23 protein-coding genes and 2 riboswitches are annotated in these 25,766 nt (G+C 63.8%); of the genes, 7 read left to right on the top strand and 16 right to left on the bottom strand.

Going from position 1 to position 25,766, the window contains the following annotated elements:
* Positions 1–175: 175 nt before the first annotated feature.
* From gcvP to gcvT, 3 genes are all read right to left on the bottom strand, one after another.
* Positions 176–3,028 carry an aminomethyl-transferring glycine dehydrogenase gene (gene gcvP / locus ACODSD_RS17395; RefSeq protein ID WP_488877920.1) on the bottom strand — a complete coding sequence of 951 codons (2,853 nt, stop codon included), beginning with the start codon at positions 3,026–3,028 and terminating at the stop codon, positions 176–178.
* Positions 3,029–3,151: 123 nt separating this feature from the next.
* Positions 3,152–3,538, bottom strand: coding sequence for a glycine cleavage system protein GcvH (gcvH, locus tag ACODSD_RS17390; protein WP_107798347.1), 387 nt, complete (start codon positions 3,536–3,538; stop codon positions 3,152–3,154).
* 73 nt (positions 3,539–3,611) lie between these two features.
* Positions 3,612–4,700, bottom strand: a complete 1,089-nt coding sequence (gcvT, locus tag ACODSD_RS17385; protein ID WP_227107183.1) for a glycine cleavage system aminomethyltransferase GcvT — start codon at positions 4,698–4,700, stop codon at positions 3,612–3,614.
* Positions 4,701–4,741: 41 nt separating this feature from the next.
* Positions 4,742–4,838: riboswitch (glycine riboswitch) on the bottom strand.
* Between the two features lie 14 nt (positions 4,839–4,852).
* A riboswitch (glycine riboswitch) is annotated at positions 4,853–4,944 on the bottom strand.
* A 245-nt stretch (positions 4,945–5,189) separates the two neighbouring features.
* Here gcvT and ACODSD_RS17380 point away from each other — a divergent pair.
* Positions 5,190–6,872, top strand: a complete 1,683-nt coding sequence (locus tag ACODSD_RS17380; protein WP_488877919.1) for a dihydroxyacetone kinase family protein — start codon at positions 5,190–5,192, stop codon at positions 6,870–6,872.
* 43 nt (positions 6,873–6,915) lie between these two features.
* Here the strand turns inward: ACODSD_RS17380 and ACODSD_RS17375 are convergent, their stop codons facing one another.
* The 3 genes from ACODSD_RS17375 to gluQRS all read right to left on the bottom strand — a co-directional run bounded on the left by ACODSD_RS17375 (position 6,916) and on the right by gluQRS (position 10,461).
* Positions 6,916–7,668: a M15 family metallopeptidase gene (locus tag ACODSD_RS17375; protein WP_488877918.1), complete on the bottom strand. Its 753-nt coding sequence runs from the start codon at positions 7,666–7,668 to the stop codon at positions 6,916–6,918.
* A 141-nt stretch (positions 7,669–7,809) separates the two neighbouring features.
* Complete coding sequence (locus ACODSD_RS17370) at positions 7,810–9,150, bottom strand: amino acid permease (RefSeq protein WP_227107177.1); 1,341 nt, start codon at positions 9,148–9,150, stop codon at positions 7,810–7,812.
* 423 nt (positions 9,151–9,573) lie between these two features.
* The gene (gene gluQRS, locus ACODSD_RS17365; RefSeq protein WP_488877917.1) at positions 9,574–10,461 is read right to left on the bottom strand and encodes a tRNA glutamyl-Q(34) synthetase GluQRS; all 888 of its coding nucleotides are present in this window, start codon (positions 10,459–10,461) and stop codon (positions 9,574–9,576) included.
* A gap of 137 nt (positions 10,462–10,598) precedes the next feature.
* On the opposite strand from gluQRS, the gene fdxA reads away from it, so the two are divergent.
* Complete coding sequence (gene fdxA, locus ACODSD_RS17360) at positions 10,599–10,922, top strand: ferredoxin FdxA (protein ID WP_107798342.1); 324 nt, start codon at positions 10,599–10,601, stop codon at positions 10,920–10,922.
* A gap of 103 nt (positions 10,923–11,025) precedes the next feature.
* Here fdxA and cheD read toward each other — a convergent pair whose 3' ends face one another.
* From cheD to ACODSD_RS17310, 10 genes are all read right to left on the bottom strand, one after another.
* Positions 11,026–11,634 (bottom strand): chemoreceptor glutamine deamidase CheD, encoded by a 609-nt coding sequence (cheD, locus tag ACODSD_RS17355; protein ID WP_488877916.1) that lies wholly within the window; start codon positions 11,632–11,634, stop codon positions 11,026–11,028.
* Positions 11,631–12,704, bottom strand: a complete 1,074-nt coding sequence (locus tag ACODSD_RS17350; protein WP_488877915.1) for a protein-glutamate methylesterase/protein-glutamine glutaminase — start codon at positions 12,702–12,704, stop codon at positions 11,631–11,633. The genes cheD and ACODSD_RS17350 overlap by 4 nt, the downstream gene beginning before the upstream one ends.
* A gap of 75 nt (positions 12,705–12,779) precedes the next feature.
* Positions 12,780–13,613 (bottom strand): CheR family methyltransferase, encoded by an 834-nt coding sequence (locus ACODSD_RS17345; RefSeq protein WP_233246646.1) that lies wholly within the window; start codon positions 13,611–13,613, stop codon positions 12,780–12,782.
* Between the two features lie 20 nt (positions 13,614–13,633).
* Positions 13,634–15,982, bottom strand: coding sequence for a methyl-accepting chemotaxis protein (locus ACODSD_RS17340; RefSeq protein WP_488877914.1), 2,349 nt, complete (start codon positions 15,980–15,982; stop codon positions 13,634–13,636).
* Between the two features lie 10 nt (positions 15,983–15,992).
* Positions 15,993–16,499 (bottom strand): chemotaxis protein CheW, encoded by a 507-nt coding sequence (locus ACODSD_RS17335; RefSeq protein WP_227107169.1) that lies wholly within the window; start codon positions 16,497–16,499, stop codon positions 15,993–15,995.
* A gap of 18 nt (positions 16,500–16,517) precedes the next feature.
* Positions 16,518–18,527: a chemotaxis protein CheW gene (locus tag ACODSD_RS17330; RefSeq protein WP_488877913.1), complete on the bottom strand. Its 2,010-nt coding sequence runs from the start codon at positions 18,525–18,527 to the stop codon at positions 16,518–16,520.
* A 47-nt stretch (positions 18,528–18,574) separates the two neighbouring features.
* Complete coding sequence (locus tag ACODSD_RS17325) at positions 18,575–18,940, bottom strand: response regulator (protein ID WP_043635932.1); 366 nt, start codon at positions 18,938–18,940, stop codon at positions 18,575–18,577.
* A gap of 228 nt (positions 18,941–19,168) precedes the next feature.
* Positions 19,169–20,227, bottom strand: a complete 1,059-nt coding sequence (locus ACODSD_RS17320) for a SpoIIE family protein phosphatase (RefSeq protein ID WP_488877912.1) — start codon at positions 20,225–20,227, stop codon at positions 19,169–19,171.
* A gap of 20 nt (positions 20,228–20,247) precedes the next feature.
* Positions 20,248–20,553 carry an STAS domain-containing protein gene (locus tag ACODSD_RS17315; RefSeq protein WP_039754785.1) on the bottom strand — a complete coding sequence of 102 codons (306 nt, stop codon included), beginning with the start codon at positions 20,551–20,553 and terminating at the stop codon, positions 20,248–20,250.
* Between the two features lie 40 nt (positions 20,554–20,593).
* Positions 20,594–21,787, bottom strand: a complete 1,194-nt coding sequence (locus ACODSD_RS17310) for a sensor histidine kinase (RefSeq protein ID WP_227107165.1) — start codon at positions 21,785–21,787, stop codon at positions 20,594–20,596.
* Positions 21,788–21,930: 143 nt separating this feature from the next.
* Between ACODSD_RS17310 and ACODSD_RS17305 the strand changes: the two genes are divergently transcribed.
* The 5 genes from ACODSD_RS17305 to ACODSD_RS17285 all read left to right on the top strand — a co-directional run.
* Complete coding sequence (locus ACODSD_RS17305) at positions 21,931–22,884, top strand: chemotaxis protein (RefSeq protein ID WP_081546080.1); 954 nt, start codon at positions 21,931–21,933, stop codon at positions 22,882–22,884.
* Positions 22,885–22,923: 39 nt separating this feature from the next.
* Positions 22,924–23,862: a chemotaxis protein gene (locus tag ACODSD_RS17300; protein WP_107798334.1), complete on the top strand. Its 939-nt coding sequence runs from the start codon at positions 22,924–22,926 to the stop codon at positions 23,860–23,862.
* 51 nt (positions 23,863–23,913) lie between these two features.
* On the top strand, positions 23,914–24,309 hold the full coding sequence (cheY, locus tag ACODSD_RS17295) for a chemotaxis response regulator CheY (RefSeq protein WP_048410525.1): 396 nt from the start codon (positions 23,914–23,916) through the stop codon (positions 24,307–24,309).
* Between the two features lie 45 nt (positions 24,310–24,354).
* Positions 24,355–25,113, top strand: a complete 759-nt coding sequence (gene cheZ, locus ACODSD_RS17290) for a protein phosphatase CheZ (protein WP_107798333.1) — start codon at positions 24,355–24,357, stop codon at positions 25,111–25,113.
* Between the two features lie 51 nt (positions 25,114–25,164).
* Positions 25,165–25,766, top strand: a 602-nt coding sequence (locus ACODSD_RS17285; RefSeq protein ID WP_488877911.1) for an Hpt domain-containing protein, incomplete at its 3' end; no start/stop codon positions are given.

Here is a 25,766-nt window from a genome sequence, read left to right as displayed (position 1 = left end):
GCCAACGCAGCCTCCTATAGGTGGGATTCGCGGATCAAGGGCGGCAAGACTGCCGTCATATTCCTCATTAAATATGATAGTCGTATATCCACTCAACTCCAGTGCCGTATCGACGCGTCTATGCGTAAAAAAACCCCGGCCAGGGCCGGGGTGGTTTGGCGTCCGCCTGCACGGATCAGGCGTAGCTGTCGGTGGACGGGCAGCTGCACACCAGATTGCGGTCGCCGTATACGTCGTCGATGCGGTTGACGCTGGGCCAGAACTTGTTTTCCAGCACATAGTCCAGCGGGAAAAGACCGGTTTCGCGGCTGTACGGACGCTGCCAGTCGCCGGCGATGTCGGCCTTGCTGTGCGGCGCGTTGCACAGCGGATTGTTGTCCGCCGGCCACACGCCGTTCTGCACCTGGTCGATTTCCCGACGGATAGCCGCCATCGCCGCGATGAAGCGGTCCAGCTCGACCTTGGGCTCGGACTCGGTCGGCTCAATCATCAGCGTGCCCGGCACCGGGAAGCTCATGGTCGGCGCGTGGAAACCGTAATCCATCAGCCGCTTGGCCACGTCCACTTCGGTCACGCCGCTGGAGGCCTTGAGCGGACGCAGATCGATGATGCACTCATGAGCCACCCGGCCGTTGGCGCCGGTGTACAGCACCGGGAAATGCTCGGCCAGCCGCGTCGCCACGTAGTTGGCGGACAGCAAGGCGTTCTCCGTGGCTTGCTTCATGCCTTCCGCGCCCATCATCGCGATATACATATAGGAGATGGGCAGGATGGAGGCTGAGCCGAACGGCGCCGCCGACACCGCGGTCTGGCCCGGCTGGGCGGTGGGCACCGAGGCCACCACGTGGTTGGCGATGAAGGGCGCCAGATGCGCTTTCAGGCCAATGGGGCCCATGCCCGGGCCGCCGCCGCCGTGCGGGATGCAGAAGGTCTTGTGCAGGTTCATGTGCGACACGTCGGCGCCGATGTCGGCCGGACGGCACAAGCCCACCTGGGCGTTGAGGTTGGCGCCGTCCATATACACTTGGCCGCCGTGCTGATGGATGATCGCGCAGATTTCGCGGATAGGCTGCTCGAACACGCCGTGGGTGGACGGATAGGTGATCATCAGCGCCGCCAGCTGAGCCGAATGCTGCTCGGCCTTGGCTTTCAGATCCGCGACGTCGACGTTGCCGGCCTCGTCGCAATCCACCACCACCACCTGCATATTCATCATCTGCGCGGTGGCCGGATTGGTGCCGTGGGCGGAGCGCGGAATCAGGCAGATATTGCGTTGGCCGTCGCCGCGCGACTCATGGTAACGGCTGATCGCCAGCAGGCCGGCGTACTCGCCCTGGGCGCCGGAATTGGGCTGCATCGAAATGATGTCGAAACCGGTGATCGCGCGCAGCTGCGTTTCCAGGCCGGCGATCATTTCCAGATAGCCCACCGTCTGTTCGCGCGGGGCGAACGGATGCATATTGGCGAACTCCGGCCAGGTGATCGGGATCATTTCGCTGGTGGCGTTCAGCTTCATGGTGCAGCTGCCCAGCGAGATCATCGAATGATTCATCGCCAGATCGCGGCTTTCCAGCTTCTTCATATAGCGCAGCATCTCGTGCTCGCTATGATGGGTGTTGAACACCGGGTGGCTCATGAAGGCGGATTCGCGCTTCAGTCCGGCCGGAATCGCGTCGGCGGCCGCGGCGTCCAGCGCCGCGATGTCGGCGCTCTTGCCGGTGAAGATTTCGATCAGACGAGCCAGATCGGCCTCGCTGGCCGCCTCGTGGAAGGCGACGCCCAGCACATTGCCGCCGGCGCGGCGCAGATTGTAGCCGGCGGCCAGCGCCGCCTGATACACCGCCTCGGCCTTGGGCGCCTCAACCTGCACCGTGTCGAAGAAGCGGTCGAACACCAGCTTGCCGCCGGCGGCCTTGACCGCGTGGGCGAAAATGGCCGCCAGGCGGTGAATGCGGGCGGCGATGCGCTTGACGCCTTCCGGACCGTGGTACACCGCGTACATGCCGGCGATATTGGCCAGCAGCACCTGGCTGGTGCAGATATTGGAGTTGGCCTTTTCGCGGCGGATATGCTGCTCGCGGGTCTGCAGCGCCATGCGCAGCGCGGTCTTGCCCTTGGCGTCCACCGACACGCCGATGATGCGGCCCGGCGCAGAGCGCTTCATCTCGTCCTTGAAGGCGAAGTAAGCGGCGTGCGGGCCGCCGAAGCCCATGGGCACGCCGAAGCGCTGGGTATTGCCGATGGCCACGTCCGCGCCCATCTCGCCCGGCGATTTCAACGCCACCAAGGCCATGATGTCGGCGGCCACCACCGCCACCGCGCCCTTGGCCTTGACCGCGGCGATGTGCGGGGTCAGGTCGATCAGATCGCCGGCTTCGCCCGGATATTGGAACAGGGCGCCGAAGTATTCGCCCTTGCCCGCCTCTTCCGGATGGCCCTGCACCAGCTCGAAGCCGAAGTACTTGGCGCGGGTCCGCATCACGTCCAGGGTTTGCGGCAGCACGCGGCTGTCTACGAAGAACTGGCCGGACTTGGCCTTGGACACGCGGCGCGCCATCGCCATCGCCTCGGCGGCGGCGGTGGCCTCGTCCAGCAAGGAGGCGTTGGCCAGTTCCAGACCGGTCAGGTCTATCACCATTTGCTGGAAGTTCAGCAAGGCTTCGAGACGGCCCTGGGCGATCTCAGCCTGATACGGAGTGTAAGCGGTGTACCAGCCCGGGTTTTCCAGCAGATTGCGCAGGATCACCGTCGGGGTCAGCACCGGGTAATAGCCCTGGCCGATGAAGGATTTATTGACCACGTTCTTGGCGGCAACGGCCTTCAGTGCGGCCAGCGCCTCGGCTTCCGGCATCGGATCCGGCAGCTCCAGCTTGCGGTTCAGGTGAATGTCGGCCGGCAGCGTCTGCGCCACCAGTTCATCGATGGAGGCCACGCCGATGGCGGCCAGCATTTGCTCGCGCTCGGCGTCGGACGGGCCGATGTGGCGGGAGATGAATTCTTTGCGGTTGAAAAGTTCGGAGAGAGACATGAGTACGGGACCTTCTGTGCTTGCCGTCCGCGCCGCGGCTTGCGCGGCCAATCGGGTGTTGCTGGATAACCGGGCGAAAAAAACGCCTCGCGGCCGATTAGGACTGCGAGGCGGTTTTCACCATCAGGCGCCAATTTCCTTGGCGTAGGCGGCGGCGTCCATCAGGGCGTCCAGGTCCGCCGGATCCGCCGGCTTGATCTTGAAGAACCAGCCGGCGCCGTAGGGCTCGCCATTGGCCAGTTCCGGTTCGGCTTCCAGTTCCTCGTTGATGGCCAGCACTTCGCCGGCAATCGGACAGTAGATGTCGGAAGCGGCTTTCACCGACTCCACCACGCCGGCCTGCTCTTCCTTGGCGAGCTTGGCGCCCACTTTCGGCAATTCGACGAAAACGATGTCGCCCAGCAGTTCCTGCGCGTGCTCGGTAATGCCCACGGTCACGGAGCCGTCAGCTTCCAGGCGCAGCCATTCGTGGCTTTCAACGTATTTGAGTTCGGCGGGGATGTTGCTCATGAGTGTCTCCAGTCAAATCCAGGTCTTAAACGATATTCCCGGCCGCGTCGCGCGGCCTGCCCAAGCACGCCGCTCAGGCGAAAACTTTTTTGCCGTTGCGCACAAACGGCATTTTGACCACGCGCACCTCGGTCAAGGTTCCGCGCAGGTCCACCAGCGCCGTATCGCCGGTGCCGGCCGGCACGCGCGCGATCGCGATGGAGTGTTTGAGGGTGGGCGAGAAGGTGCCGCTGGTGATCACGCCCTCGCCTACGCCTTCCACCACCACTTTCAGGCCTTCGCGCAGCACGCCGCGGCCTTCCAGCACCAGGCCCACTTGTCTGGTTTTCAGGCCGGCGGCTTTCTGCGCCTCCAGCGCCTTGCGGCCGATGAAATCACGCTCCGCCGGTTCCCAGGCGATGGTCCAGCCCATGCCGGCCTCCAGCGGGGAAACGGTTTCATCCATATCGTGGCCGTAGAGATTCATGCCGGCTTCCAGGCGCAGCGTGTCGCGCGCGCCCAGGCCTATCGGCGCCACGCCGGCGGCCTGCAGTTGCTGGAAAAAGGCCGCGGCCTCAACGCCGGGCAGCATCACTTCCAGGCCGTCTTCCCCGGTGTAGCCGGTGCGGGCATAGAACCAATCGCCGGCGGGCTGGCCTTGGAAGGGCTTCAAGGCCTGGATGACGTCGGCGAGCTCGGGCTTGACCGCGCAGACCTTGGCGATGGCCTGCGGGCCCTGCACCGCCAGGATGGACAGATCGCGGCGCACCTTGATGTCCACGTCGAAATCCGCCTTGCGCCCTTCCATCCAGGCCAGGTCCTTGTCGGTGGTGCCGGCGTTGATCACCATGCGGTAGCCGTAGGAGGTCAGATAGACGATCAGATCGTCCACCACGGTGCCGTCGGGGGTGAGCATGCCGGAATACAGCGCCTTGCCTTCGAAGCCGAGCTTGGCCACGTCGTTGGCGATCAAGCGCTGCAGCCAGACTTTGGCGTCCGGGCCGCTGATGTCCAGCACCGTCATATGGGAAACGTCGAACATGCCGGCGTCGCTGCGCACGATCTCATGTTCCTTGAGTTGGGAGCCGTAATGGATGGGCATTTCCCAGCCGGCGAAATCGACCATCTTGGCGCCGGCGGCGATATGGGATTCAAACAGGGGGGTGCGTTTCGGGGCCGTCATCGGTGCGTCCTTAGCAAAAGCGTGTAGTGTTGCTCTATTCCCTACACCCCTCTGTCCCTGCACCTGAGATTTTCCGGCCTTGCGGCCGTTAGCCCCTTCGGTGGGCATCCGCGGATGCCGCTCTCCAGATTCGGCGAACTGGCTGCGGCCAGTCCGATGATGCAGTCCTTTTGCCTGAGCGATTGCGGGTGCGCTTGCGCCTTCGGCGGTGGCGCGGACGGCCACTCTCTCCTGCATGACGAGCCAGATTATGGTTGCTGGGCCGGGGCTTGGCAAGCCGTGTTTATCTTCAACTTAAACAATGACTTAAAATATTCGAAACCGCAAAACATTGAACCGGCATTGCTTCGTTTAAGATCGATTACGAACATATTTCATTTCCTTATCGATCAAAAAATAGATGCCCCCCCCATTGCGCCGCCGCTGATCGTAAGATGACATCCATCTTGACCAAGCACGATCTCTATCCGATCTGGAAAGGAAACCGCGATGCGAAAACTGATCAACGATCCGCGCCATGTGGCGCGGGAGATGCTGGAAGGCCTGGCCGACACCCTGCCCGGCCTGGCGCTGCTCGAGGAAGAAAACGTCTTGCTGCGGGCGGACCTTCCCGCCGGCGGCCTGCGCGACAAGGTGGCGCTGATTTCCGGCGGCGGCAGCGGCCACGAACCGGCCCACGCCGGCTACATCGGCCACGGCATGCTGGACGCCGCCGCGGTGGGCGACGTATTCACCTCTCCCAGCGTAGACACCGTGCTGGCGGCGATCCGCGCCGTCGCCGGCCCCAAGGGCGTGCTGCTCATCGTCAAGAACTACACCGGCGACCGGCTCAACTTCGGCCTGGCGGCGGAACTGGCTCGCGCCGAGGGCATCGCCGTCGACAGCGTGGTGGTGGCCGACGACGTGGCGCTGCGCGACACCGTGGAGCCGGCGCGCAGGCGCGGCATCGCCGGCACGGTGCTGGTGCACAAGATCGCCGGCGCGGCGGCCGCCTCCGGCGCCGGCCTGGCCGAGGTCGCCGCCGCGGCGCGGCAGGCTGCAGAACAGGTGGCCACCATGGGCGTGGGCCTGGGCGCCTGCACGGTGCCGGCCACCGGCCGCCCGGGCTTTCAACTGGACAGCGGGGAGGCGGAACTGGGCCTGGGCATACACGGCGAAGCCGGCGTGCGCCGCGTGGCGACGCCATCGGCCGCCGATTTGTGCGCGACGCTGCTGGACGCCATCTTGCAAGACCGCGGCTGGCGTTCGGGACACAGGGTGGCGCTGCTGGTCAACGGCCTGGGCGGCACGCCGCCGATGGAGCTGGCCATCGTCGCCCGCGCCGCGCTGGCTCATCTGCGCCTGCGCGGCCTACAGGTGGAACGCGCCTGGAGCGGCAACTTCATGACCGCGCTGGAAATGCCCGGCTGCTCCTTGTCCCTGATGGCGCTGGACGATCAGCGGCTCGCCAGGCTGGACCAGGCCACTCTGGCGCCGGCCTGGCCCGGTTCAGGCCGTCTGCCGGCGCAACGCCAGCTGCGCGCCGCGCCGCCGCGCGACGCTTTCACGCCCTCGGCCGCCGCGGCCGATCCCCGTTTGCGCGCCGCGGCCTGGGCCGCGGCCGACGCGCTGGACGCCGCCGAGCCGCTGTTGACCGAACTGGACGGCGCGGCCGGGGATGGAGATCTGGGCGTCAGCATGCAGCGCGGCGCGGCCGCGATCCGGGCCTTGCCCGACAGCGCATGGAGCGACCCCGCCACGGCGCTGCGCGCGGTCGGCCAGGCCTTGCGCCAAGCCATCGCCGGCAGCTCCGGGCCTTTCTACTCCACCGCCCTGCTGCGCGCGGCGCGGCGGCTGGACACGACGACCCCGCCCACCCCGAAGGACTGGGCGGCCGCCTTTCTGGACGGCGTCGCCGCCGTCGCGGAACTGGGCGGCGCGCAAGTGGGCGACCGCACCATGCTGGACGCCTTGTCCCCCGCCGCCGACGCTTTCGCCTCCGCCCTGGACGCCGGACAGGCTCCGGAGACGGCCTGGCGTTCGGCGCTGACAGCGGCGGAGCGCGGCTGCGCGGCAACCGCCGCCATGCGGCCGCGCCTGGGCCGGGCCAGCTATCTGGGCGAACGGGCGCTGGGCGTGCCGGACGCGGGCGCCAGCGCCGCGCTGGTCTGGTTGAAGGCGCTGACCGGCTAGCGCCAGGCCATGGGCCGCCGCGCCCGCGCGGCGGCCCTGGCGATCAGGCCGGCCTCTCCGGCTCGGTCTCCATCGACGGATAGATCCAATCCACGCCCAGCGCCTGCCCCCACAGGCAGTCGCCCAGATCGTAATGCCACCATTCCTCGGCATAATTGCTGAAGCCGGCCTGCTTCATCAGATTGAACAAGACGCGGCGATTGTGACGCACCGTCAGCCAGTGCTCGGAGGAAAAACCCAGGGCCGGATCATGCGGCGCTTCGAAGAAATCGGTGCGCGACGCCGGCTCCGCCGCGTCGAAGGCCGTGCCGAAATCGCAGATCTCGCCCGTGTCCATCCGGCAGATCGCCAGGTCCACGGCGCCGCCGGAATTGTGCGGCAACACCGCGAAACGGGCGGTGTCGTCCGGGTGGGCGGCGAACAGTCGCGCCTGCCGCTCCACCGCCGCCGCGTCCCAGTCCGGGTGCGCGGCGCGCACATCGTCCAGCACCATCTGAAACAGATCCGCCTGGGTTTCGCGGCTGCGGTAGGCGTCGAACAGCAGCAAACCGTACTCCGGCGCCAGCCGCGCCGCCGTCTCGCGCAAACGGCGCGCGACAAAGGACCGCGCCGACATGCCTTCGGCGCAGCCTTTGCGGCCGGCGCGGTAATAGCTGTTTTCCGGAAACAGGCCGTCCGCGCGCTCAAGCGCGCAAGGCGCGTTCTCCGCCCGCATCCGCGCCAGCGTCTGCGCGTCCGGCAGCGGATAGGTGAAATCGATGGCGACGAGCGCGTGATCGGCGGCGCTTATCCTCATGGCAACTCCCGGTCTGAAAGCAAAGCGCCCTAGTAGGCCACCAGCCGGCGGCATAGGCAAGCCCGTTGACTCATGACGATAGGCTTGCGCAAAAAGAAAACGCGGCCTAAGCCGCGTTTGGGATCCGACATCGCCTCTCCTTCATGAAGGATCGGCGTAACGCTCCTTCACCTGCCAGACATAGACCGGCAAGCCCAGCAGCAGCAGAATCATGCCCCACATCACGATGTCGGCGCCGGAGCCGTACAAGGCCCAGACCGAATAGGCGAAACCCACGCCGGCGAAGCACAGCGGCGCCAGGAAGTCCTTGCGCTGGAACTGCTGGGGGCGCATCAGCATGATGGCGAGCAAGGCCATCGAGCAAAAGGCGTAGGGCAGCAAAGTGGTGGCGGTGGCCAGCAGGATGATGAACTCGAAAATCTTGACGCCGCCGTCGCCGCCGGCGTACTTCATCGCCATCAGCACCGTCACCAGCCCGCTGGACAGCAGCAGGCCGAAAATGGGCACGCCTTCGCGGTTCATCTGGGCGAAACGACGGGGAAACAGGCCGTCGTGCGCAGCCGCGGCCGGCACGTGCGCCTGCATCAGGCTCCAGCCGTTGAGCGCGCCGAAGCAGGACACGATGGCGCCGAAACCCACCAGATAATAGCCCCAATCGCCCCACATCAGCCGGGCGGCGTCGGCGAAGGGCGCCTGGGAGGCGGCCAGCATCGCCGGCGGCATCAAGCCCATCAAGGCCACCGTGGACAGGATGTAGAGCACGGTGGCGATCAGAGTGCCCAGCACCGTGGCGCGCGGAATGTTTTTTTCCGGCTCGATCACGTCGCCTGCCGGCACCGACGCCGATTCCAGCCCCAGGAAGGCCCACAGGGTCAGCGCCATGGTGGCGGACACCGAACTGAGCAGCGGCTTGTCGTGAGGGTTGAACACGATATTGTCCGGCTGCATGTGGAAAAAGCCGATGAAGGTGACGGCGGCCAGCGGCAACAGTTTAAGCAAGGTGGTCGTCACCGCCACCAGGCCGGAACTGCGCGCGCCGCGGCTGTTGATCCAGGTGACGATCCAGATCAGGCTGATGGCGAACACGCCGGCCAACACATTATTGTGGCCCAGCGCCGGAACGAATACCTGCATATAGCTGGTGGCGGCCACCGCCAGGGCCGCATTGCCGGCCCACAGCGCAATCCAGTAGCCCCAGGCGATCCAGAAACCGGCGAAACCGCCGAAGGCTTCATGAATATAGGCGTACGGCCCGCCTTCCTTGGGCAGGATGGCCGCCAGCCGGGCGAACACCAAGGCCAGGCAGATCGCGCCGGCGGCGGTGAGCAGCCAGCCTATCATCGACACGCCGCCGAACGGCGCCAGCGACGCGGGCAGCAGGAACACGCCGGAGCCGATCATATTGCCCACCACCAAGGCGGTGCACATCCATACGCCCAGCGCCCGGGTCTTGGTCTTGCTGTCTAAATTGGTATTGCTCAAGGCTTGGTCTCCATCGGGCCTGCCGATTGACGGGCGCGCCGCGCGCGCATGTTTACGTTCATGCGATGGCGCCGGCGGAATTGGCCTGGCCAGTTCCGTTCGCATTCAGACTGATACGGCTGAAAAAGCGCCCATGATAGAGGGCCTCGCCCGCAAGCTGGGCATGCTTTCTTCAAACCGCTTGACCGGAGTCAACTGAAGCGGGACTTTGCGCCAGTGCGCGCGCATGAAAAAAAGGCGGCATTAGAACACAAATTCGACATAAAAACATGTCGCATTTTCCGCATATCAAGGAGAAGACGATGGCGACCCGCTTGCCGCGGCCGATGATGCGCAACAAGCGCGTGCGCAGATGCCAATATAGGCCAGCCGGGATGGAAAAAAAGACGTCAAACGCATAATTTTGGCATAAAACGGCGCAATTCAGCCGGCAAGCACCGGTCCGACTGGCACGCGCGCCAGCGACCAATGCGCTCGCGCCCACTGCCACAACTCGGCCAGGCTGCCGCACTCCTCCGGCGGAACATGCCCCAGGCGGCTTAAGGCCAGGCGCAAGGCCGCGGCGGCGTCCTCAGCCGCCACCGCCGGCGCCAGCGTCTGCTTGGACAGCTTCTCCCCCGCGGCGTTGACCAGCACCGGCAGATGACAATAACCCGGCGTCGCCACGCCCAGCGCCTGCTGCACCACCACTTGACGCGGCGTGGACACCAGCAGGTCGGCGCCGCGCACCACATCGTTCACCCCTTGTTCCGCGTCGTCCACCACCACGGCCAATTGATAGGCCCAAAAGCCGTCCGCGCGCAGCAAGACGAAATCGCCGATGTCGGCCGTCAGATTCTGACGGTAGGGCCCTTGCAGGCGGTCCGCCACCACGGTGTCGCCGGGCGCCGCCCGCAAGCGCCAGGCGCGGCCGCCTTCTTCCGGACGCCGCCGCCGGCAATGGCCGGGATAGACGTAACCGTCCAGGCCGCGCCGCGCGGTCTTGGCGATCTCCTTGCGCGTGCAATTGCACGGATAGGCGTGGCCGGAGGCGATCAACTGCTCCAGCGCTTGACGGTACAGCCCGTGGCGACGGCTTTGATACACCACTTCGCCGTCCCATTCGAAGCCATAGGCGTCCAGCGTGCGCAGGATGGCGTCGGCGGCCCCGGCCACCTCGCGCGGCGGGTCCAGATCCTCCATCCGCAGCAGCCACTCGCCGCCGCGCGCGCGCGCCTCCAGATAACTGCCGACGGCGGTGCACAAGGAGCCGGCGTGCAGCAAGCCGGTGGGACTGGGGGCAAAACGCCCGCGATAGCGAGAAGAGTTCATGACGGATAGGAAATTTACGGCGGCAATGCGTTGTGAAGGGAATTTCTGGCTAATAATGTTGACTGATACGCTCGAATCATCGCCCCGCCGCCGCGCCAAACGGCGCCGGCCGGCTTTCGACGACCAAGGAGCTGAACATGGCCTACGTTGTAACCGATGCCTGCATCAAATGCAAATACACCGATTGCGTCGATGTCTGCCCGGTGGACTGCTTTCACGAAGGCCCCAATTTTCTGGCGATCGACCCCGAGGAATGCATCGATTGCACGCTGTGCGTGGCGGAATGCCCGGTGAACGCGATCTACGCGGAAGACGACGTTCCGCCGGGACAAGAAGGTTTCGTCGCGCTCAACGCCGAATTGTCCAGGCTCTGGCCCACCATCACGGAGAAGAAGGACCCGCTGCCGGACCATGAGGACTGGGCGGAAGTCGAAGGCAAGCTGCAACACCTGGAGCGCTGAGAAGCACGCCCGGTCTCGCGAAGCGCGAGACCGGGCGAAACGCTTGGAAACGAGGAAGGCAAGCGCATTGCGTCTCACGACGCGCGGCGGACGTTGAGCCGCATCAGATAAACAGCTCGATATCGCCGGACCTGCCGGCCACCTCCGGCTGCATCACCTGCTGACGATAGCGGGTCTCCTCGCTGATCAGGCTGCGGCTGCGCTTGAGCTTCTTGACCAGCACCTTGCCGCTGTCGGTGAAGAAATACACTTTGCGCGCGCAGTCGCCCAGCAGGTCCTCGGCCAGAATGGGAATCCTTTCCGCATCCAGGTAGCCGTGGATGAAGCGGCGATTGCGCTCGCCCACGTTCATCACCGACATGCCCTCCAGCACATTGCCGCCGCCGAAGACCTTGGCTTCCATCCGATGGCGCATCGCGCCCAGTTTCTGCATTTCGGTAATCATCAACTCCATCGCGTGCACGCCGAAACGGGCGGCGGACGCGCCCTCGCCCACCTCGATGCTGCCCTCGGGCAACAGGAAATGGTTCATGCCGGCCACATTGGCTGTCCGGTCCAGCATGCATACGGCCACGCAGGAGCCCAACAAGGTCACCAGCAGCTGCGGCTGGCCGGTGACGTAGAAGCCGCCGGGAAACACCTTCACCGCCTGGCTTTGAAAATGCTTGTCGAAATACGAATGGCTGCTGAAATGCACCGCGCCGTTCTTCATAACATCGCCTTTTCCGCCTTGCCGTACAGGCAGGCCATGATTTTGGAGGGCAGCGCGTCCAGCGGCCACTCCTGTTGCACGCCGCCGGCCTTCATCGCTTCCCGCGGCATGCCGTACACCACGCAACTGGCCTCGTTCTGACCGAAGGTGACCGCGCCGGCGTCGCGCATCCTGCGCAGGCCGTCCGCGCCGTCCCGCCCCATGCCGGTCAGGATCACGCCGATGGCGCGCTTGCCCAGGCAGCGCGCGGCGGAGTCGAACAGCACGTCCACCGACGGCCGGTGCCGGTTCACCTTGTCGCTCTGATCCAATTCGATGCGAAAACCGTCCGCGGCGGCCTGCACCCGCATATGCCAATCGCCCGGCGCGATATAGGCCACGCCCTGCCGCACCGGCTCGCCCGCCTCCGCCTCCTTCACCCGCATCGGACAGCTGGCATTCAAGCGCGCGGCGAAGCTGGCGGTGAAATGCTCGGGCATATGCTGCACCACCAAGATGGGCGGGCATGTCGCGGGCAGGCCGCTCAGCAGCGCGCGGATCGCCTCGGTGCCGCCGGTGGAGGCGCCGATGAACAACATCGCCTGCTGCGCGCCGGTGCCCAAGAGCGGCGCCGGCGGCGGAACATCGGCCGGGCGATGAAAACGATGCGGCGCCCGCACCCTGGCCGCGGCCGCGGCCCGTATCTTGTCCCGGATCTCATCGGCGTAATCGCCCATGCGCCTGGCGATATCGTGCGCCGGCTTGGACAGAAAGTCGATGGCGCCCAGCTCCAGCGCCGTCAGCGTCGCCTCCGAACCCTGCTGCGTCAGCGAGGAGATCATCAGCACCGGCGTTGGCCGCAGCCGCATCAGCCGGCGCAGGAACTCCAGGCCGTCCATCCGCGGCATTTCAACGTCCAGCGTGATCACGTCCGGATCCAGCGCGCGGATGCGCTCGCGCGCGATCAGCGGATCGGAGGCGGTGGCCACCACTTCCATGTCCGGCGCTTCGTCGATGATGGAGGTCAGCAGATTGCGGATCAGGGCCGAGTCGTCCACCACGATTACCCGAATTTTCTTTTCCAGCGCCATCCACGCTCCCGGATCGATAAACAAGGCTCATAAACTCGCGCCGCAGCGCGACGGCCGGACGCACGGAACGCCTGATCAGGCCAGCCGGTAGCTGGTCTTGCCGCAGGGGACGAAGGCGTCGCTCAGGTGCAGGATGTTTTCCGAATGCCCCAGCAGCAGCAGTCCGTCCGGAGCCAGATGCCGCGCCATATGATTGAGTATGGCCGCCTGCGTCGGCTTATCAAAATAGATCAGCACATTGCGACAGAAAATGACGTCGAACTCCCCCAGCGGCGGCCATTCCTCCGCCACCAGATTCATCTGGAAAAACGTCATCGCCTCGCGCACGCGTTTCTTCAGGCGCACCTTGCCCTCATTGGCGCCTACGCCCTTGTCGAAAAAACGCCGCAGCTGCGGCTCCGGCAACTGGCTGACGCGCTCGCGCAGATACACGCCGCGCATCGCCTGTTGCAGCACATGGGTGTCGATGTCGGACGCCAGCAACTCGCAGGGGAAGGGCCGCAAGCTCTCCGCCAGTTCCGCCATGGTGATGGCGATGGAGTAAGGCTCCTCGCCGGTCGAGGACGCCGCGCTCCAGACCCGGTACGGCCGGCCGCGCTTGCGCCAGCGCTCGGCGTGGGCGCGCAGCATGTCGAAATGATGCGGCTCCCGAAAAAACGAGGTCAGATTGGTGGTCAGCGCGTTGATGAAATTCTGCCATTCCTCCGACAAGGCGTCCTGATCCAAGCGGTCCAGATACTCGGCGAAGCTTTTCAGGCTCAAAGCCCGCACCCGCTTGGCCAAGCGCGCGTAGGCCATATGCGTCTTGCTGTCGTTGAGGGCGATGCCGACCCGCTGGTACACCATGTCGCGGATGCGGCGAAAATCCTCGGGCGTGAACGTGATGTCCAATTCCAAGCCCGCCAACACGGCCCCTCCGGACCTGTGCCTCAAAACTCCTCCCACTCGCCGTCGCTCAGATCCACCTGCGGATGCAGCCGCGCCGGCACCACGATCTTGCCCGCCGGCTTAGCCGGCGCCGGATTGACGCCGCCGGCATGGGCGGCCGGCTCCGCCGCCGACGCGACGCGCGTCGGCGCTTGCCGCAGACGCGGGCCATGTTCTCCCAACTTGAACACCTGCACCGCGTCGTCCAGATAGCGCGCCTGCTCTTCCAGCGACTCCGCCGCCGCCGCGGCCTGTTCCACCAGCGCGGCGTTCTTCTGCGTGTTCTCGTCCATCTGCGTCACCGCCAGATTGACCTGTTCAATGCCCGAGCTCTGCTCGATCGACGCGGCGGAGATATCGCTCATGATGTCGGCGACGCGGCGGATGGAGATCACGATCTCGTCCATGGTGCTGCCGGCCTCGTCCACCAGCTTGGAGCCGGACTCGACCTTGGCCACCGAGTTGCCGATCAAGCCCTTGATCTCCTTGGCGGCGGCGGCGGAGCGCTGCGCCAGATTGCGCACCTCGCTGGCCACCACGGCGAAGCCGCGCCCTTGCTCGCCGGCCCGCGCCGCCTCCACCGCGGCGTTGAGCGCCAGGATATTGGTCTGGAAGGCGATGCCGTCTATCACGCTGATGATGTCGACGATCTTGCGCGCGCTATCGTTGATCTCGTTCATGGTGGCCACCACGTCGCCCACCACCTTGCCGCCGCGCGCGGCGATGTCGGAGGCGCCGGTGGCCAGCGTATTGGCCTTCTTGGCGTTCTCCGCGTTCTGCCGCACCGTGCTGGTGATTTCCTCCATGCTGGAAGCGGTTTCCTCCAGGCTGGCGGCTTGCTGCTCGGTGCGGCTGGACAGATTGGCGTTGCCGGAGGCGATCTCGCGCGCGGCGGTGTTGATCGCGTCGGTGGACTCCTTGATGTTGGACACGATTTCCTTCAGCCGCATCACCGTGGTATTGGTATCGTTCTGCAACTGGCTGAACAAGCCCTGGTAATCGCCCTTGATCGCATGGGTGAGATCGCCCTTGGCCAGAGCCGCCAGCACGGTGGCGATATCGCCCAGGCCCTGGCTGGTCACCGCCAGCAATTGGTTGACGCTTTCGCCCAGCTGGCGGAAAAAGCCGTCCTTGCCTTCCAGATTGATGCGCCGGTCGAAATCGCCGGCCGCGGCGGCGGAGATGATGCTGGCCACCTCTTTCTCTATCTCCACCTCCCCGGTACGGTCCTTCCATTCCACCACCGTGCCCAAACGGGAACCGTCGGTGCCGAACACCGGATTGGCCACCAGGCCGAAAATGCGCGTGCCTATATTGATCTGCGCGCGATAAGTGGCGCTCAGATTGGCCAACAGATCGCGCTGATGCGCCGGATTGCTGTGGAAAACATCCATATTGGCGCCCAGCATCGCGCGCGCGTCGAAATTGGGCAAGGCCTTGCGCAGATCGGCCTCGGCGCGACGCATCATCTCCAGCACGCTGTGATTGGTGTAGATGATGTTGCGCTCGTTGTCGGCGATCATCACATTGGTGGAGGCGTTGTCCAGCGCGTTGCGCACCCGGATGTTCTCGATCGCCTTCTCGGCCAGCAAGCTCATCGACGCGAACAGGCTGTGCTGGTCGCCCGGTTTGACCTTGATTTCGGAGCGCACCTGGCCTTCGGTCAACTCCCGCATCACTTTGACCAGTTCCGCCGGCTCCCCGCCCAGTTGGCGCATCAGCGAGCGGATGATGAAGACGCCGAAGCCGACGCCGATGAGCAGGGCCAGCAGAGTAAAGGCGAACAGCAGTTTGTAGGCCTGCCGGGAGTTGTCGCTGGCGTCCTGTCCCGCCTTGCGCATCAGGTTCTCTTCAAACGCGATGTAGCGGTCGATCGAAGCCATGTATTTGAGCTGGGTGTCGCGCAGGGTGACGAACAGATAATCGCGGGCCTGCACATCGCGCCCCTGCGCCTGCATGCGCCGGAACACGTTCAGCTCGGAGCGGAAACTGGCCTCGTCGGAGCGCATCGCCTCGAAAAGCGGCCGCCCGGCGCTGCCGACATTCGGCTCCAAAGCCGTCATCCGCTGCGTCAGACTGGCCAGGCTCTCGTCGATCTGCTGGTTGAACTCCTTGACCAGTTGGGCATCCTTGCTCAGCAGCAGATTGCGCACGTCCCGAGACGCCAGGTCGACATTGGCGGCGATCTTGTGCGCGGCGCTGACCTGCGGGATATGCACGCCGGAAATATTGACCAGATCATCGGCCAGTCCCTGCAGCTGTCTGACCGCCAGCGTCATCGCCACCGCCAGCAACAGGATCAGCAGACCGAAGCCCAGGATCAGTCTATGGATCACTTTCATATTGTTCATGCTTCGCCCCCTAATTCGCTTGCACTCGAGCCGCGGCATCAGTCAACGCCATTTCCTCGCTGCCCATCAGCCTCTCGATATCGACCACGATGATCATGCGCTCGTCCAGCGTGCCCAGTCCTTCGATATAGGCGGTGTCCACCGCCGCGCCAAACTCCGGCGCGGCGCGCAGCGCATCGCTCTCCAGCTGAATCACGTCCGACACGCCGTCCACCACCGCGCCGATGACCCGCCCGCACACATTCAGCACGATCACCACGGTGAACGCGTTGTACACCGGTTCGCCTATGCCGAACTTCAGGCGCAAATCCACGATGGGCACGATATGGCCGCGTAGATTGACCACGCCCTTGATGAAGTCCGGCGCGTTGGCGATGCGGGTCACCGCGTCGTAACCGCGGATCTCCTGCACCTTCAAAATATCGATGCCGTATTCTTCCGTCCCCAGCGTGAACACCAGCAGCTCATTGCCCGAGCGTCTCTGCGCCAGGCCCGGACCATCCCGTTCCGCCACCATTTCTTTATCCTTGTTGTTTCATGCGTCCAGCGCCATACGCTGGTTGTGCCGCGCAATCGCGGCGATGTCCAAGATCATGGCCACCTGACCGTCGCCCAGGATCGTGGCGCCGGAAATGCCGTCCACCTTGCGGTAATTGGTTTCCAGATTCTTCACCACGAACTGCTGCTGGCCGATCAGGTCGTCCACCAGCAGCGCCAGCCGGCTATTGCCGGCCTCCACGATCACCAGGATGGCCTCGCTCGGCGTCCGCCTCGCGTCCGGAATGGAGAAAAACCGGCCCAGCGGCACAATCGGCAGGTACTCGCCGCGAATGGCCACCACCTGGCCGCGAGCGGCCACTGTCTTGATTTCGCTCGGCGCCGGCTGCAAGGACTCCAATACCGCGCCCAAGGGCATCACATAGGTTTCCGCGCCGATGCGCACCGACATGCCGTCCATGATCGCCAGCGTCAGCGGCAGATGAATGCTGATGGTGGTGCCGATGCCGGCCATGGAGTCGATCTCCACCCGGCCGCCCATGCTCTGGATGTTGCGCTTGACCACGTCCATGCCCACGCCGCGGCCGGACACTTCGGTCACCTCGGCGGCGGTGGAGAAGCCGGCTTCGAAAATCAGATTCCACACCTCGGCGTCGCAAAGCGAGGCCGGCGCCGCCAAACCGCCTTGCCGCGCCTTGGCCAGAATCCGCTCCCGGTTCAGCCCGGCGCCATCATCGCTGACTTCGATGACGATATTGCTGCCCTGATGGAAGGCGCGCAGCGTCAGCCGTCCCACCGGGTCCTTGCCGGCCGCCTGCCGCGCTTCCGGGGCCTCGATGCCGTGGTCCAGGCTATTGCGCACCAGGTGAGTCAGCGGATCGGACAGCTTCTCGATGAAGCCCTTGTCCAGCTCGGTGCCCTCGCCCATCATCGTGAGCTCCACCTTCTTGCCCAGACGGCCGGCCAGATCGCGCACCACGCGCGGGAAGCGGTTGAACACGAAGGCGATCGGCGTCATCCGGATGGACATCACCGCCTCCTGCAGTTCCCGCGCGTTGCGCTGCAAGGCGCCGATGCCGCCTAGCAGGCGCTCGTGCGCCACCGGGTCCAGGCCCGCGCCGGACTGCGTCAGCATGGACTGGGTGATCACCAGCTCTCCCACCAGGTTGAGCAGCAAATCCACCTTGTCGATATTGACCCGGATCGAATTCTCGCCCACCGCGCCGCCGCGCGCCGCCGGCTTGGCCGCGTCGGGGTCCAAGGCCGGCGCCTCGTCCTGCGGCGCCGTCTCGGCTGGCGGCGGCTCGAACAGGCCGAAGCCGTCGCCCTCCAGCCAGACCGAAGCGTCCGGCTCCGGCGCCGCCTCGAGAAACAGCCCGAAGCTGCCCTCCTCCTCCACCCCATGATCGACGTTGATGCGGAAGCTGTCCTGCGGCAAGGCGAAGGCCAGCGACTCCGCCACCTCGGCAGCGTCCAGCGGCGAGGTGAACACCGCCACCCAGGGCAGCTTGTCGGCGTCCTCGCCGTGCTGCACCACGCTCAAGTCCCCGTGCTCGGCCAGCGACTCCAGCAAGGCGTCGATATCGACGCCGTCCACCACGTCGATTTCCAGGTACAGCGTCCAGTGCCGCGTCTCCTCCGGCGTCGCCCGCCGCGTCGCGGCCTCCGCCGGCGCGGCGGCCAGCGCCTCCAGCTGCGCCTTGAGTTCGCCGGCCAGCGCCGCGTCGGCCTCGCCCTTGCCCTTGTGCGCCGCCAGCATCCCGTACAGCACGTCCTTGGCCCGCAGCACCAAATCCACCAGATCCGAACTCAAGGCGCGCGCGCCGCGCCTCACCTCGTCCAGCAAGCCTTCGAGCACATGGGTCAGATCCGCCATATCGGCGAAACCGAAGGTGGCGGCGCCGCCCTTGATCGAATGCGCGGCGCGGAACACCGCATGCAAATCCTCCTGCTGCGGACAGGACTGGTCCATGCCCAGCAGCAGGCTCTCCATGCTGGACAAGTGTTCATCCGCCTCATCAAAAAACACTTGATGAAACTGCGACATGTCGATTGCCAAAAGCTCGCTCCTCGCCGTGCCCAAGATCAGCCGATTCAGCCGATCACGCGCTTGACCACATCCAGCAGCTTCTGCGGATCAAAAGGCTTGACCAGCCAGCCGGTGGCGCCGGCCGCGCGGCCAAGCGCCTTCATCTGATCGCTGGACTCCGTGGTCAACATCAGGATAGGCGTCGTCGTATACGCCGGCAGCTTGCGCAAGGAGCGGATCAAGGTCAGCCCGTCCATGCCCGGCATGTTCTGGTCGGTCAGCACCAGATTGAACTGTCCTCCCTGCGCCTTGGCCAGGCCGGCGTTGCCGTCCCCGGCCTCCACCACCTCGTAGCCGGCGCTTTTCAAGGTGAACGACACCATCTGTCGAATCGAAGCGGAATCGTCAACCGTCAGTATTTTTTTGTGCATAACATCCCCGTTTCAGGAAACCGCCCGCCGCTCGTCCGACGCAGTCCGCGCCGGGTCCGTTTCCCATTCTTTACCTTGCTCGCTCGTCGTCTCGCGCCGCGGCGGCGAGACGACCGATTCGCCCAAGCGCTGAAATTCGCGCAGATATTAATGATTGATCAACTAAAAAGCCCGCCGATTCAAGCCGGAATCCGCGCGGAACCGGCGCACGCGGCCAATGGACATTCTTCAAGCCGGCCGTGGCGGCGCCGACGACGGCACGGCGAAAGCCAGCGACGACATGTCGTCATTGTATGGGCTGCTGAAGCCTAGCGGAATTGACGGCAAGGGGCCATAGCCGAAACCGTCGGTCGAGGAAATGCTGGACAAGCGCAGCAAACGCGACAGCAGATACGGCAGGTCCGACTCCTCCATGCCGTCGCTGTGCGCCAGGAAGTGCTGGCCTTCCGCCCAGGGCAGCGCCAGCGGCTCCAGCGGTTCGATGTCGGCTCGCAGGCCCAGCGGACTGCACATGGAAGAAAAGCGCTGTTCCAGCCTGGTGGACAGGAACAACAGAATGTCCGGCATGCCGGCGTTGACCAGCCTCACCATGCGGGCGGCCCAATCGATCTCCAGCAAAGCGCTGCCGACGTAGCGTCCATCGGCCACATGGCTATGCATGAAGGCGTTGAGCTCCCGCAGGGCGGACAAGGACAGAGGCTGCTCCAGCAGCACCCGCGACGCGCCCAGCGCCAACAGCGCGGCGTCCAGCGCCGAACCCTGGCCGTGACCGGACGCGTCGCCCAGGATCAGCAAGGTCCGCTCCGGCAAATCCGCGCGCAGCACCACGTCGCCGCCCACCGCGTCCACCGGCTTGACCGACACTTCCAGGGGAAACACGCGGCCCGACGCCTGTCCCGACGGACGGTACAGGGACATGGCGCCGTTGATGATGTCGAACGCCGCCGCGCCGAACAAGCGCGGGCAGAGCGCATGTTGCTGCCAATGCCAGGCCAGCAGGCGGCTGCGCAGCAAATCCGCGTCGAAGTCGCCGCGCAGAAAATGAATACTGGGCGTGGCCAGCCAGGGCGCCGCGCGCCCCGAGGAAAACACCCACAAGGACTTGTCGCCCTCCCACTGCTCGAACAGCTCGGCCGGAGCGTCCGCCAGATTCGTCAGCCAAAGATCCTGCTTGCCGCCCACCGCGAAGTCGGCGCCACCGCAAAACCACCAATCCAGCGCCGACAACCAAGGATCGCCACGAACCCGTGCCTCGGCATCAGCGGACAACCAGGCCCGGATGCGCACAGACGCTCCAATGCTTGAACTTACTTAATGGTGAACATCTTGTTGAAGCAGGCGATTTCGAACACCTGCATCACCGCCTCGCGGCAATTGATCAAGGTCATGCTCTTCTTCTGCCCCGCCGCGCGCTCCTTCAGCAACAACAGCATGCCCAGCGCGGAACTGTCCAGGAAGGGCACCTGATCGAAATCGATCTCGATCTCCTGCACCTCCGGATTGTCCAGCAACTCCTGGCTGGCCTGCCGGAATTCCCGATGCAAGTTGAAGTCGAATTGCCCGATCAGGATCATCTTTCCAACTCTGCCCTCGACTTTGACAATGGGTCTCATGCGGCGTCCTCTGCTTTCTTCTGAATAAACGGCACATCCATCACGATTGCATCATCGGAAGGCTGAGCTCGAAACAGGCCCCGCCCTCCCCCTTGTTGAAACAACGCACTTGCCCGCCCAGTTCGTCCACCACTTTCTTGACGATGGCCAAGCCCAGGCCGGTGCCGCCGGGGCGGGTGGTGAAAAAGGGCTCGAACATCTTCTCCAGCTCCTCCGGGTTAAACCCGGGACCCGAGTCCTCCACCCGAAACAGCAAGGCCGTCTCGCCTTCCTCCACCGATAGCCGCACCACATCGCCGCTTCCTGAAAAGTGCCAGGCATTCTCCAAGAGATTCACCAAGGCCCCCTGCAACGCTTTGCGGTCCACCAAAACCTTTATGGCAGATGACACCACCACATTGCAATCAAAAAGCACGCCTTTTTCATGACATTGTGGTTGCATGACGGCGCGCAAATCCTCCAGCAGACCCTCCAGATCCAAAGGCTCCAGCGTCGTCACCTGGCCGCGGACAAAACTCAGCATGTTCTGGATCAAGCTCTCCAGCGCCCGCATCCGGGCCAGGCTCTTGTCGACGAAGCGCGCGCGATCCTCCGCCCGCGGGATATCCTGCTTCAGATTGGCCGTATACAGCATCGCCGTGGCCAGCGGCGTGCGCAGCTGGTGCGCCAATGCCGCCGCCATGCCGCCCATGGACGCCAACTTCTGCTGACGCGCCAATTCTCCGGTCAATTGATGCAAACGCGATACATCGTGAATAAGCACAATCTGTCCTCCGACAGACGGCAGATCCTGGCATTGCATGGTCAACACCAGACCCGGCTCGCCATGCCGATGGCAATAGGTGTCGTCCAGTTCCGAACGCTGCAACCCCGCCAGCATGTCCCGCCATAAAGCGCCGACAGAACAGCCATTTAGCATCCGGCTGGCGGCCGGATTCACCGCCGTGACCGCGCCTTCGGCCGAGACTTGCACCACGCCCGCGGGCAGCGCCTCCAGCAGCAAACCCAGGCGCTCGGCCAGCATTGCGTTCTCATCGCGCTGTTTGCGCAGCTGATTATTGGCTTCGTCCAGCTGCGCGTTGAGAACTGTCACCTGGCTCTCAAGTTGTCTATACGCATCAATGAGTTGGCCGGACACCGCATTGAATTGCTCGAAAGCGGCTTCCAGTTGCTGCTGATCTTTGAGGCTTGAAACCATATGCCGAATCGCTTGCGAGTTATTTGTAAAAACCACTTAAACAGTATGATAATGAATGGGTATCGCTGAGCCAAGCTGTTATCTGGCATGCAGCTCAGCAAAAAAAACCGGGCAAAACCGATATCTGGCGTATAAAGGGTAGTAGTACGCCACTTCAAAAGAATGCAGCGGAGGTTTCTGTGTCAGAGCTTCTCAAAAAAATCGACGCCAGGACGAAACTGGCCGGCACCAACAAGCTGGAAATCCTGCTGTTCTCGTTGGGCCAGGATCAGCGCACGGGGCGCAAGGAAATCTTCGGGATCAACGTGTTCAAGGTGCGCGAGGTCATGCGCACGCCGGAAATCACTTCCGCGCCTGAAATGCCCTCCTCGGTGGAAGGCATGGTCAGCCTGCGCGGCGCGCTGGTGCCGGTCATCGACCTGGCCAAATACACCGGCGTCGTGACCAGCAACAAGCCGGAAATCATGATCGTCACCGAGTACAACGCCCACACCCAGGGCTTCCTGGTGGAGGCGGTGGACACCATCCTGCGTCTGGACTGGTCCGCGATGCGCGTGCCGCCGGAAATGATCACCAACCGCATGGCCGGGCTGGTGACGGCCGTGACCGAGCTGGACAACGGCACGCTGGTGATGATGATGGACGTGGAAAAAGTGCTGGCGGAAACCACCATCGTCGACGACGGCCACACCTTCCTCGGCATCGAGCCAGTCAAGGAACCGCGCCGGATCTTCTTCGCCGACGACTCCGCCGTGGCGCGCAAGCAGATCGAACGCACGCTGGAAGTGATGAACATCCAGTACACCTCCGCCATCAACGGCATGCGCGGATGGGAAGAATTGCAGAAAATGGCCAATCAGGCCGATCTGGCCGGCAAGAAGCTGTCGGATTCACTGCACTTGGTGCTGACCGACGTGGAAATGCCGGAAATGGACGGCTATATGCTGACCAAGATGATCAAGAGCGATCCGCGTTTCAACGGCATTCCGGTGTTGATGCACTCCTCCCTTTCCGGTTCCTCGAATCAGAAGCTGGGCGAATCGGTCGGCGTGGATTCCTACGTCGCCAAATTCGAACCGCAGAAGCTGTCGATGAAACTGCGCCAGATGCTGAATCTGGAACCCAAAGACTAAAGATCAAGTAAGCAAAAGCATTAAGGGAGAGGGACAGATATGGCAGCCACAGACGCCTCCTTGCTTGCAACCGTTGACGCCAGGACCAAACTGGCGGGTTCCAACAAAATGGAGATTCTGCTGTTTTCGCTTGGAACGCGGGAAACCTTCGGCATTAACGTTTTCAAAGTGCGCGAGGTGTCGCAGACCCCCGCCATCACCAAAACCCCGAACATGCCGTTTGGCGTGGAAGGCGTGCTGTCGCTGCGCGGCAATATCATCCCGGTCATCTCGCTTGGCAAGTTCATCGGCGCCGATCAAACCCGCAGCTACGAAACCATGATCGTCACCGAGTTCAACAAGAGCACCCAGGCCTTCCTGGTCGACTCTGTGGACCGCATCATCCGCGTGGACTGGGACAAGGTGCGCGCGCCGGAAAACATGATGGCGGCGAGCGGCACCAACCAGAACCTGATCACCGCGATCACCGAACTGGAAAACGGCAAGCTGGTATCCATCCTGGACGTGGAGCAGATCCTGGCCAGCGTGGTCGGCGAGCCCCGCCTGCCGGACGTGCCCACCGCCCAGCTGGAAAACGACCAATACCTCTTCTTCGTCGACGACTCGGTCGTCGCCCGCAAGGAAATCACCGGCGTGCTGGAGAAGATGGGCATCAAATTTCAGCAAGCCACCAACGGCCGCGAAGCCTGGGACCGGCTGCAGACCCTGGCCGGCCGCAATTTCGGCGAGGACGAGTGCCTGCACGACCACCTGAAAATCATCCTCGTGGACGCCGAAATGCCGGAAATGGACGGCTATGTGCTGACCAAGCTGATCAAGTCCGATCAGCGTTTCCGTGGCATTCCGGTCGTGATGCACTCCTCGCTGTCCTCCAACGCCAACCGCGCGATGGGCTCCAGCGTGGGCGTGGACGCCTATGTCGCCAAGTTCGACCCCGGCGTGCTGGCCGAAACTTTGATTCCATTCCTGCAGAGGTAGTCGCTACAATATGCGGCTCGATGAATTTCAGATAAATCAGGACACACCTCAATGGCAGACAAGAATATTCGCTTCCTAGTCGTAGACGATTTCTCCACCATGCGGAGAATCGTGCGCAACCTTTTGAAAGAGCTAGGATTCACCAACGTCGACGAAGCCGAAGACGGCATGGTTGCGCTGCATAAGCTGAAAACCCAGCACTTCGACTTCATCGTTTCCGACTGGAACATGCCCAATATGACCGGCATCGAACTGCTCAAGGCAGTCCGCGCCGACGCCCAGCTCAAGCACTTGCCCTTCATGATGATCACCGCGGAAGCCAAACGGGAAAACATCATCGAAGCGGCCATGGCCGGAGCCAGCGGTTACATCGTGAAACCCTTCACTGCCGCCACCATGGAAGAAAAAATGAACAAGATCTTCCAAAACCTGAATAAACCAGCCTGAGTGCCGAAAAAAAACGGTCTGCGTCAGTATTGAGGAGGATTTATCGTGTCCAATCACATCCTGGAGAGCGGGGACAACCCGGATCTTGAAGCTCTGTTCGACAGCATTGCGACGCAGCAAAGCGAGGCCGCGCCGCCTGAAGCCGCCGCGCCCGAAGCCGTCGCAGCGTCCCAGCCCGCCGGAGCCGCCGGCAGCCCTACCTCGATGTATGAACAAATTGGTCAGTTAACCCGCAAAATGCATGATGCGCTACGCGATCTAGGCTACGACAAATCCCTGGGAAAAATGGCGGACGCGATTCCGGACGCCAAGGACAGGCTGACTTACATCGCCACCCTGACGGAAAATTCGGCCGAACGCGTGCTCAACGCCACGGATCTGGCCAAGCCGTATCAGGACCAGCTGGAAAGCAAGGCGCTGGAGCTGTCCTCGCGCTGGGAACGGCTGTACGCCAATCTGTTGAGCGTGGAAGAGTTCCAACAACTTGCGGCCGACACGCGCGGCTACTTAAATGAAGTGCCGGCCCAGACCCAGGCGACCAGCACCCAGTTGCTGGAAATCGTCATGGCCCAGGACTTTCAGGATCTGACCGGCCAAGTCATCAAGAAGATGATGGGCATGGTCCAACTGCTGGAAAGCGAGCTGGTCAACTTCCTGATCGAATTTTCGCCGGAGGCGAAAAAAGAAGAATTGGGCATGGGCACCAATCTGCTGAATGGCCCGGTCATCAATCCGGAAGGCCGCACCGACGTGGTCAGCAGCCAGCAACAGGTCGACGACCTGCTGGAAAGCCTGGGCTTCTAACGAACAACACGCAGAACAGAGCACGCGAGCAAGGCGTGGCGGGAGTGGAAAATGAGCGAATTCGCCGGCATGGAAGAGCTGCTGCAAGACTTCTTGATGGAGTCTACGGACCTCCTTTCCGATGTAGACAATAAACTGGTCGAACTGGAAAAGCGCCCGGAAGACAAAGCGCTGCTGAACGACATTTTCAGAGGCTTCCACACCATCAAGGGCGGCGCGGGCTTTCTCAATGTCGGCCCGATGATCAATCTATGCCATCGCACCGAAAACCTGTTCGACAAACTCCGCAACGGCCAGCTGCACATCACCGCCGGCATCATGGACGTGATTCTTGACGCCACCGGCATCGTGCGCGATATGTTCGGCACCATGGGCCAGGGCCTGATGCCCAGCGAAGCCGACCCGCGCATCCTGGCGGCCTTGGACGCCGCGCTGGCGGGCGAGACGCTGTCCGAAGAGACCGCGGCGGCCGAACCGGCCCCAGCGGCAGCTCCCGCTCCGGTTGCAACGCCGGCGCCCGCTGCGGCCGCGCCGCAGCCCGCAAGCAATGGTCAAGGCCCGGACTGGAATCAGCTCTATCAAGCCGTCACCCCCGGCGGCGCGCCCGCCGCCCCTGCGGCGGCGCCCGCGCCCCAAGCGGCGGCGGCGCCTCC

This window comes from Chromobacterium sp. FG22 (genome assembly GCF_057809415.1).
This window is presented reverse-complemented; position numbering and strand designations above follow the sequence as displayed.

What these genes read in the sequence shown, in the direction of transcription:
- gcvP (WP_488877920.1), bottom strand. Translation starts at nt 3,028, where the DNA reads ATGTCTCTCTCCGAACTTTTCAACCGCAAAGAATTCATCTCCCGCCAC.
- gcvH (WP_107798347.1), bottom strand. Translation starts at nt 3,538, where the DNA reads ATGAGCAACATCCCCGCCGAACTCAAATACGTTGAAAGCCACGAATGG.
- gcvT (WP_227107183.1), bottom strand. Translation starts at nt 4,700, where the DNA reads ATGACGGCCCCGAAACGCACCCCCCTGTTTGAATCCCATATCGCCGCC.
- ACODSD_RS17380 (WP_488877919.1), top strand. Translation starts at nt 5,190, where the DNA reads ATGCGAAAACTGATCAACGATCCGCGCCATGTGGCGCGGGAGATGCTG.
- ACODSD_RS17375 (WP_488877918.1), bottom strand. Translation starts at nt 7,668, where the DNA reads ATGAGGATAAGCGCCGCCGATCACGCGCTCGTCGCCATCGATTTCACC.
- gluQRS (WP_488877917.1), bottom strand. Translation starts at nt 10,461, where the DNA reads ATGAACTCTTCTCGCTATCGCGGGCGTTTTGCCCCCAGTCCCACCGGC.
- fdxA (WP_107798342.1), top strand. Translation starts at nt 10,599, where the DNA reads ATGGCCTACGTTGTAACCGATGCCTGCATCAAATGCAAATACACCGAT.
- cheD (WP_488877916.1), bottom strand. Translation starts at nt 11,634, where the DNA reads ATGAAGAACGGCGCGGTGCATTTCAGCAGCCATTCGTATTTCGACAAG.
- ACODSD_RS17350 (WP_488877915.1), bottom strand. Translation starts at nt 12,704, where the DNA reads ATGGCGCTGGAAAAGAAAATTCGGGTAATCGTGGTGGACGACTCGGCC.
- ACODSD_RS17340 (WP_488877914.1), bottom strand. Translation starts at nt 15,982, where the DNA reads ATGAACAATATGAAAGTGATCCATAGACTGATCCTGGGCTTCGGTCTG.
- ACODSD_RS17335 (WP_227107169.1), bottom strand. Translation starts at nt 16,499, where the DNA reads ATGGTGGCGGAACGGGATGGTCCGGGCCTGGCGCAGAGACGCTCGGGC.
- ACODSD_RS17330 (WP_488877913.1), bottom strand. Translation starts at nt 18,527, where the DNA reads ATGTCGCAGTTTCATCAAGTGTTTTTTGATGAGGCGGATGAACACTTG.
- ACODSD_RS17325 (WP_043635932.1), bottom strand. Translation starts at nt 18,940, where the DNA reads ATGCACAAAAAAATACTGACGGTTGACGATTCCGCTTCGATTCGACAG.
- ACODSD_RS17315 (WP_039754785.1), bottom strand. Translation starts at nt 20,553, where the DNA reads ATGAGACCCATTGTCAAAGTCGAGGGCAGAGTTGGAAAGATGATCCTG.
- ACODSD_RS17300 (WP_107798334.1), top strand. Translation starts at nt 22,924, where the DNA reads ATGGCAGCCACAGACGCCTCCTTGCTTGCAACCGTTGACGCCAGGACC.
- cheY (WP_048410525.1), top strand. Translation starts at nt 23,914, where the DNA reads ATGGCAGACAAGAATATTCGCTTCCTAGTCGTAGACGATTTCTCCACC.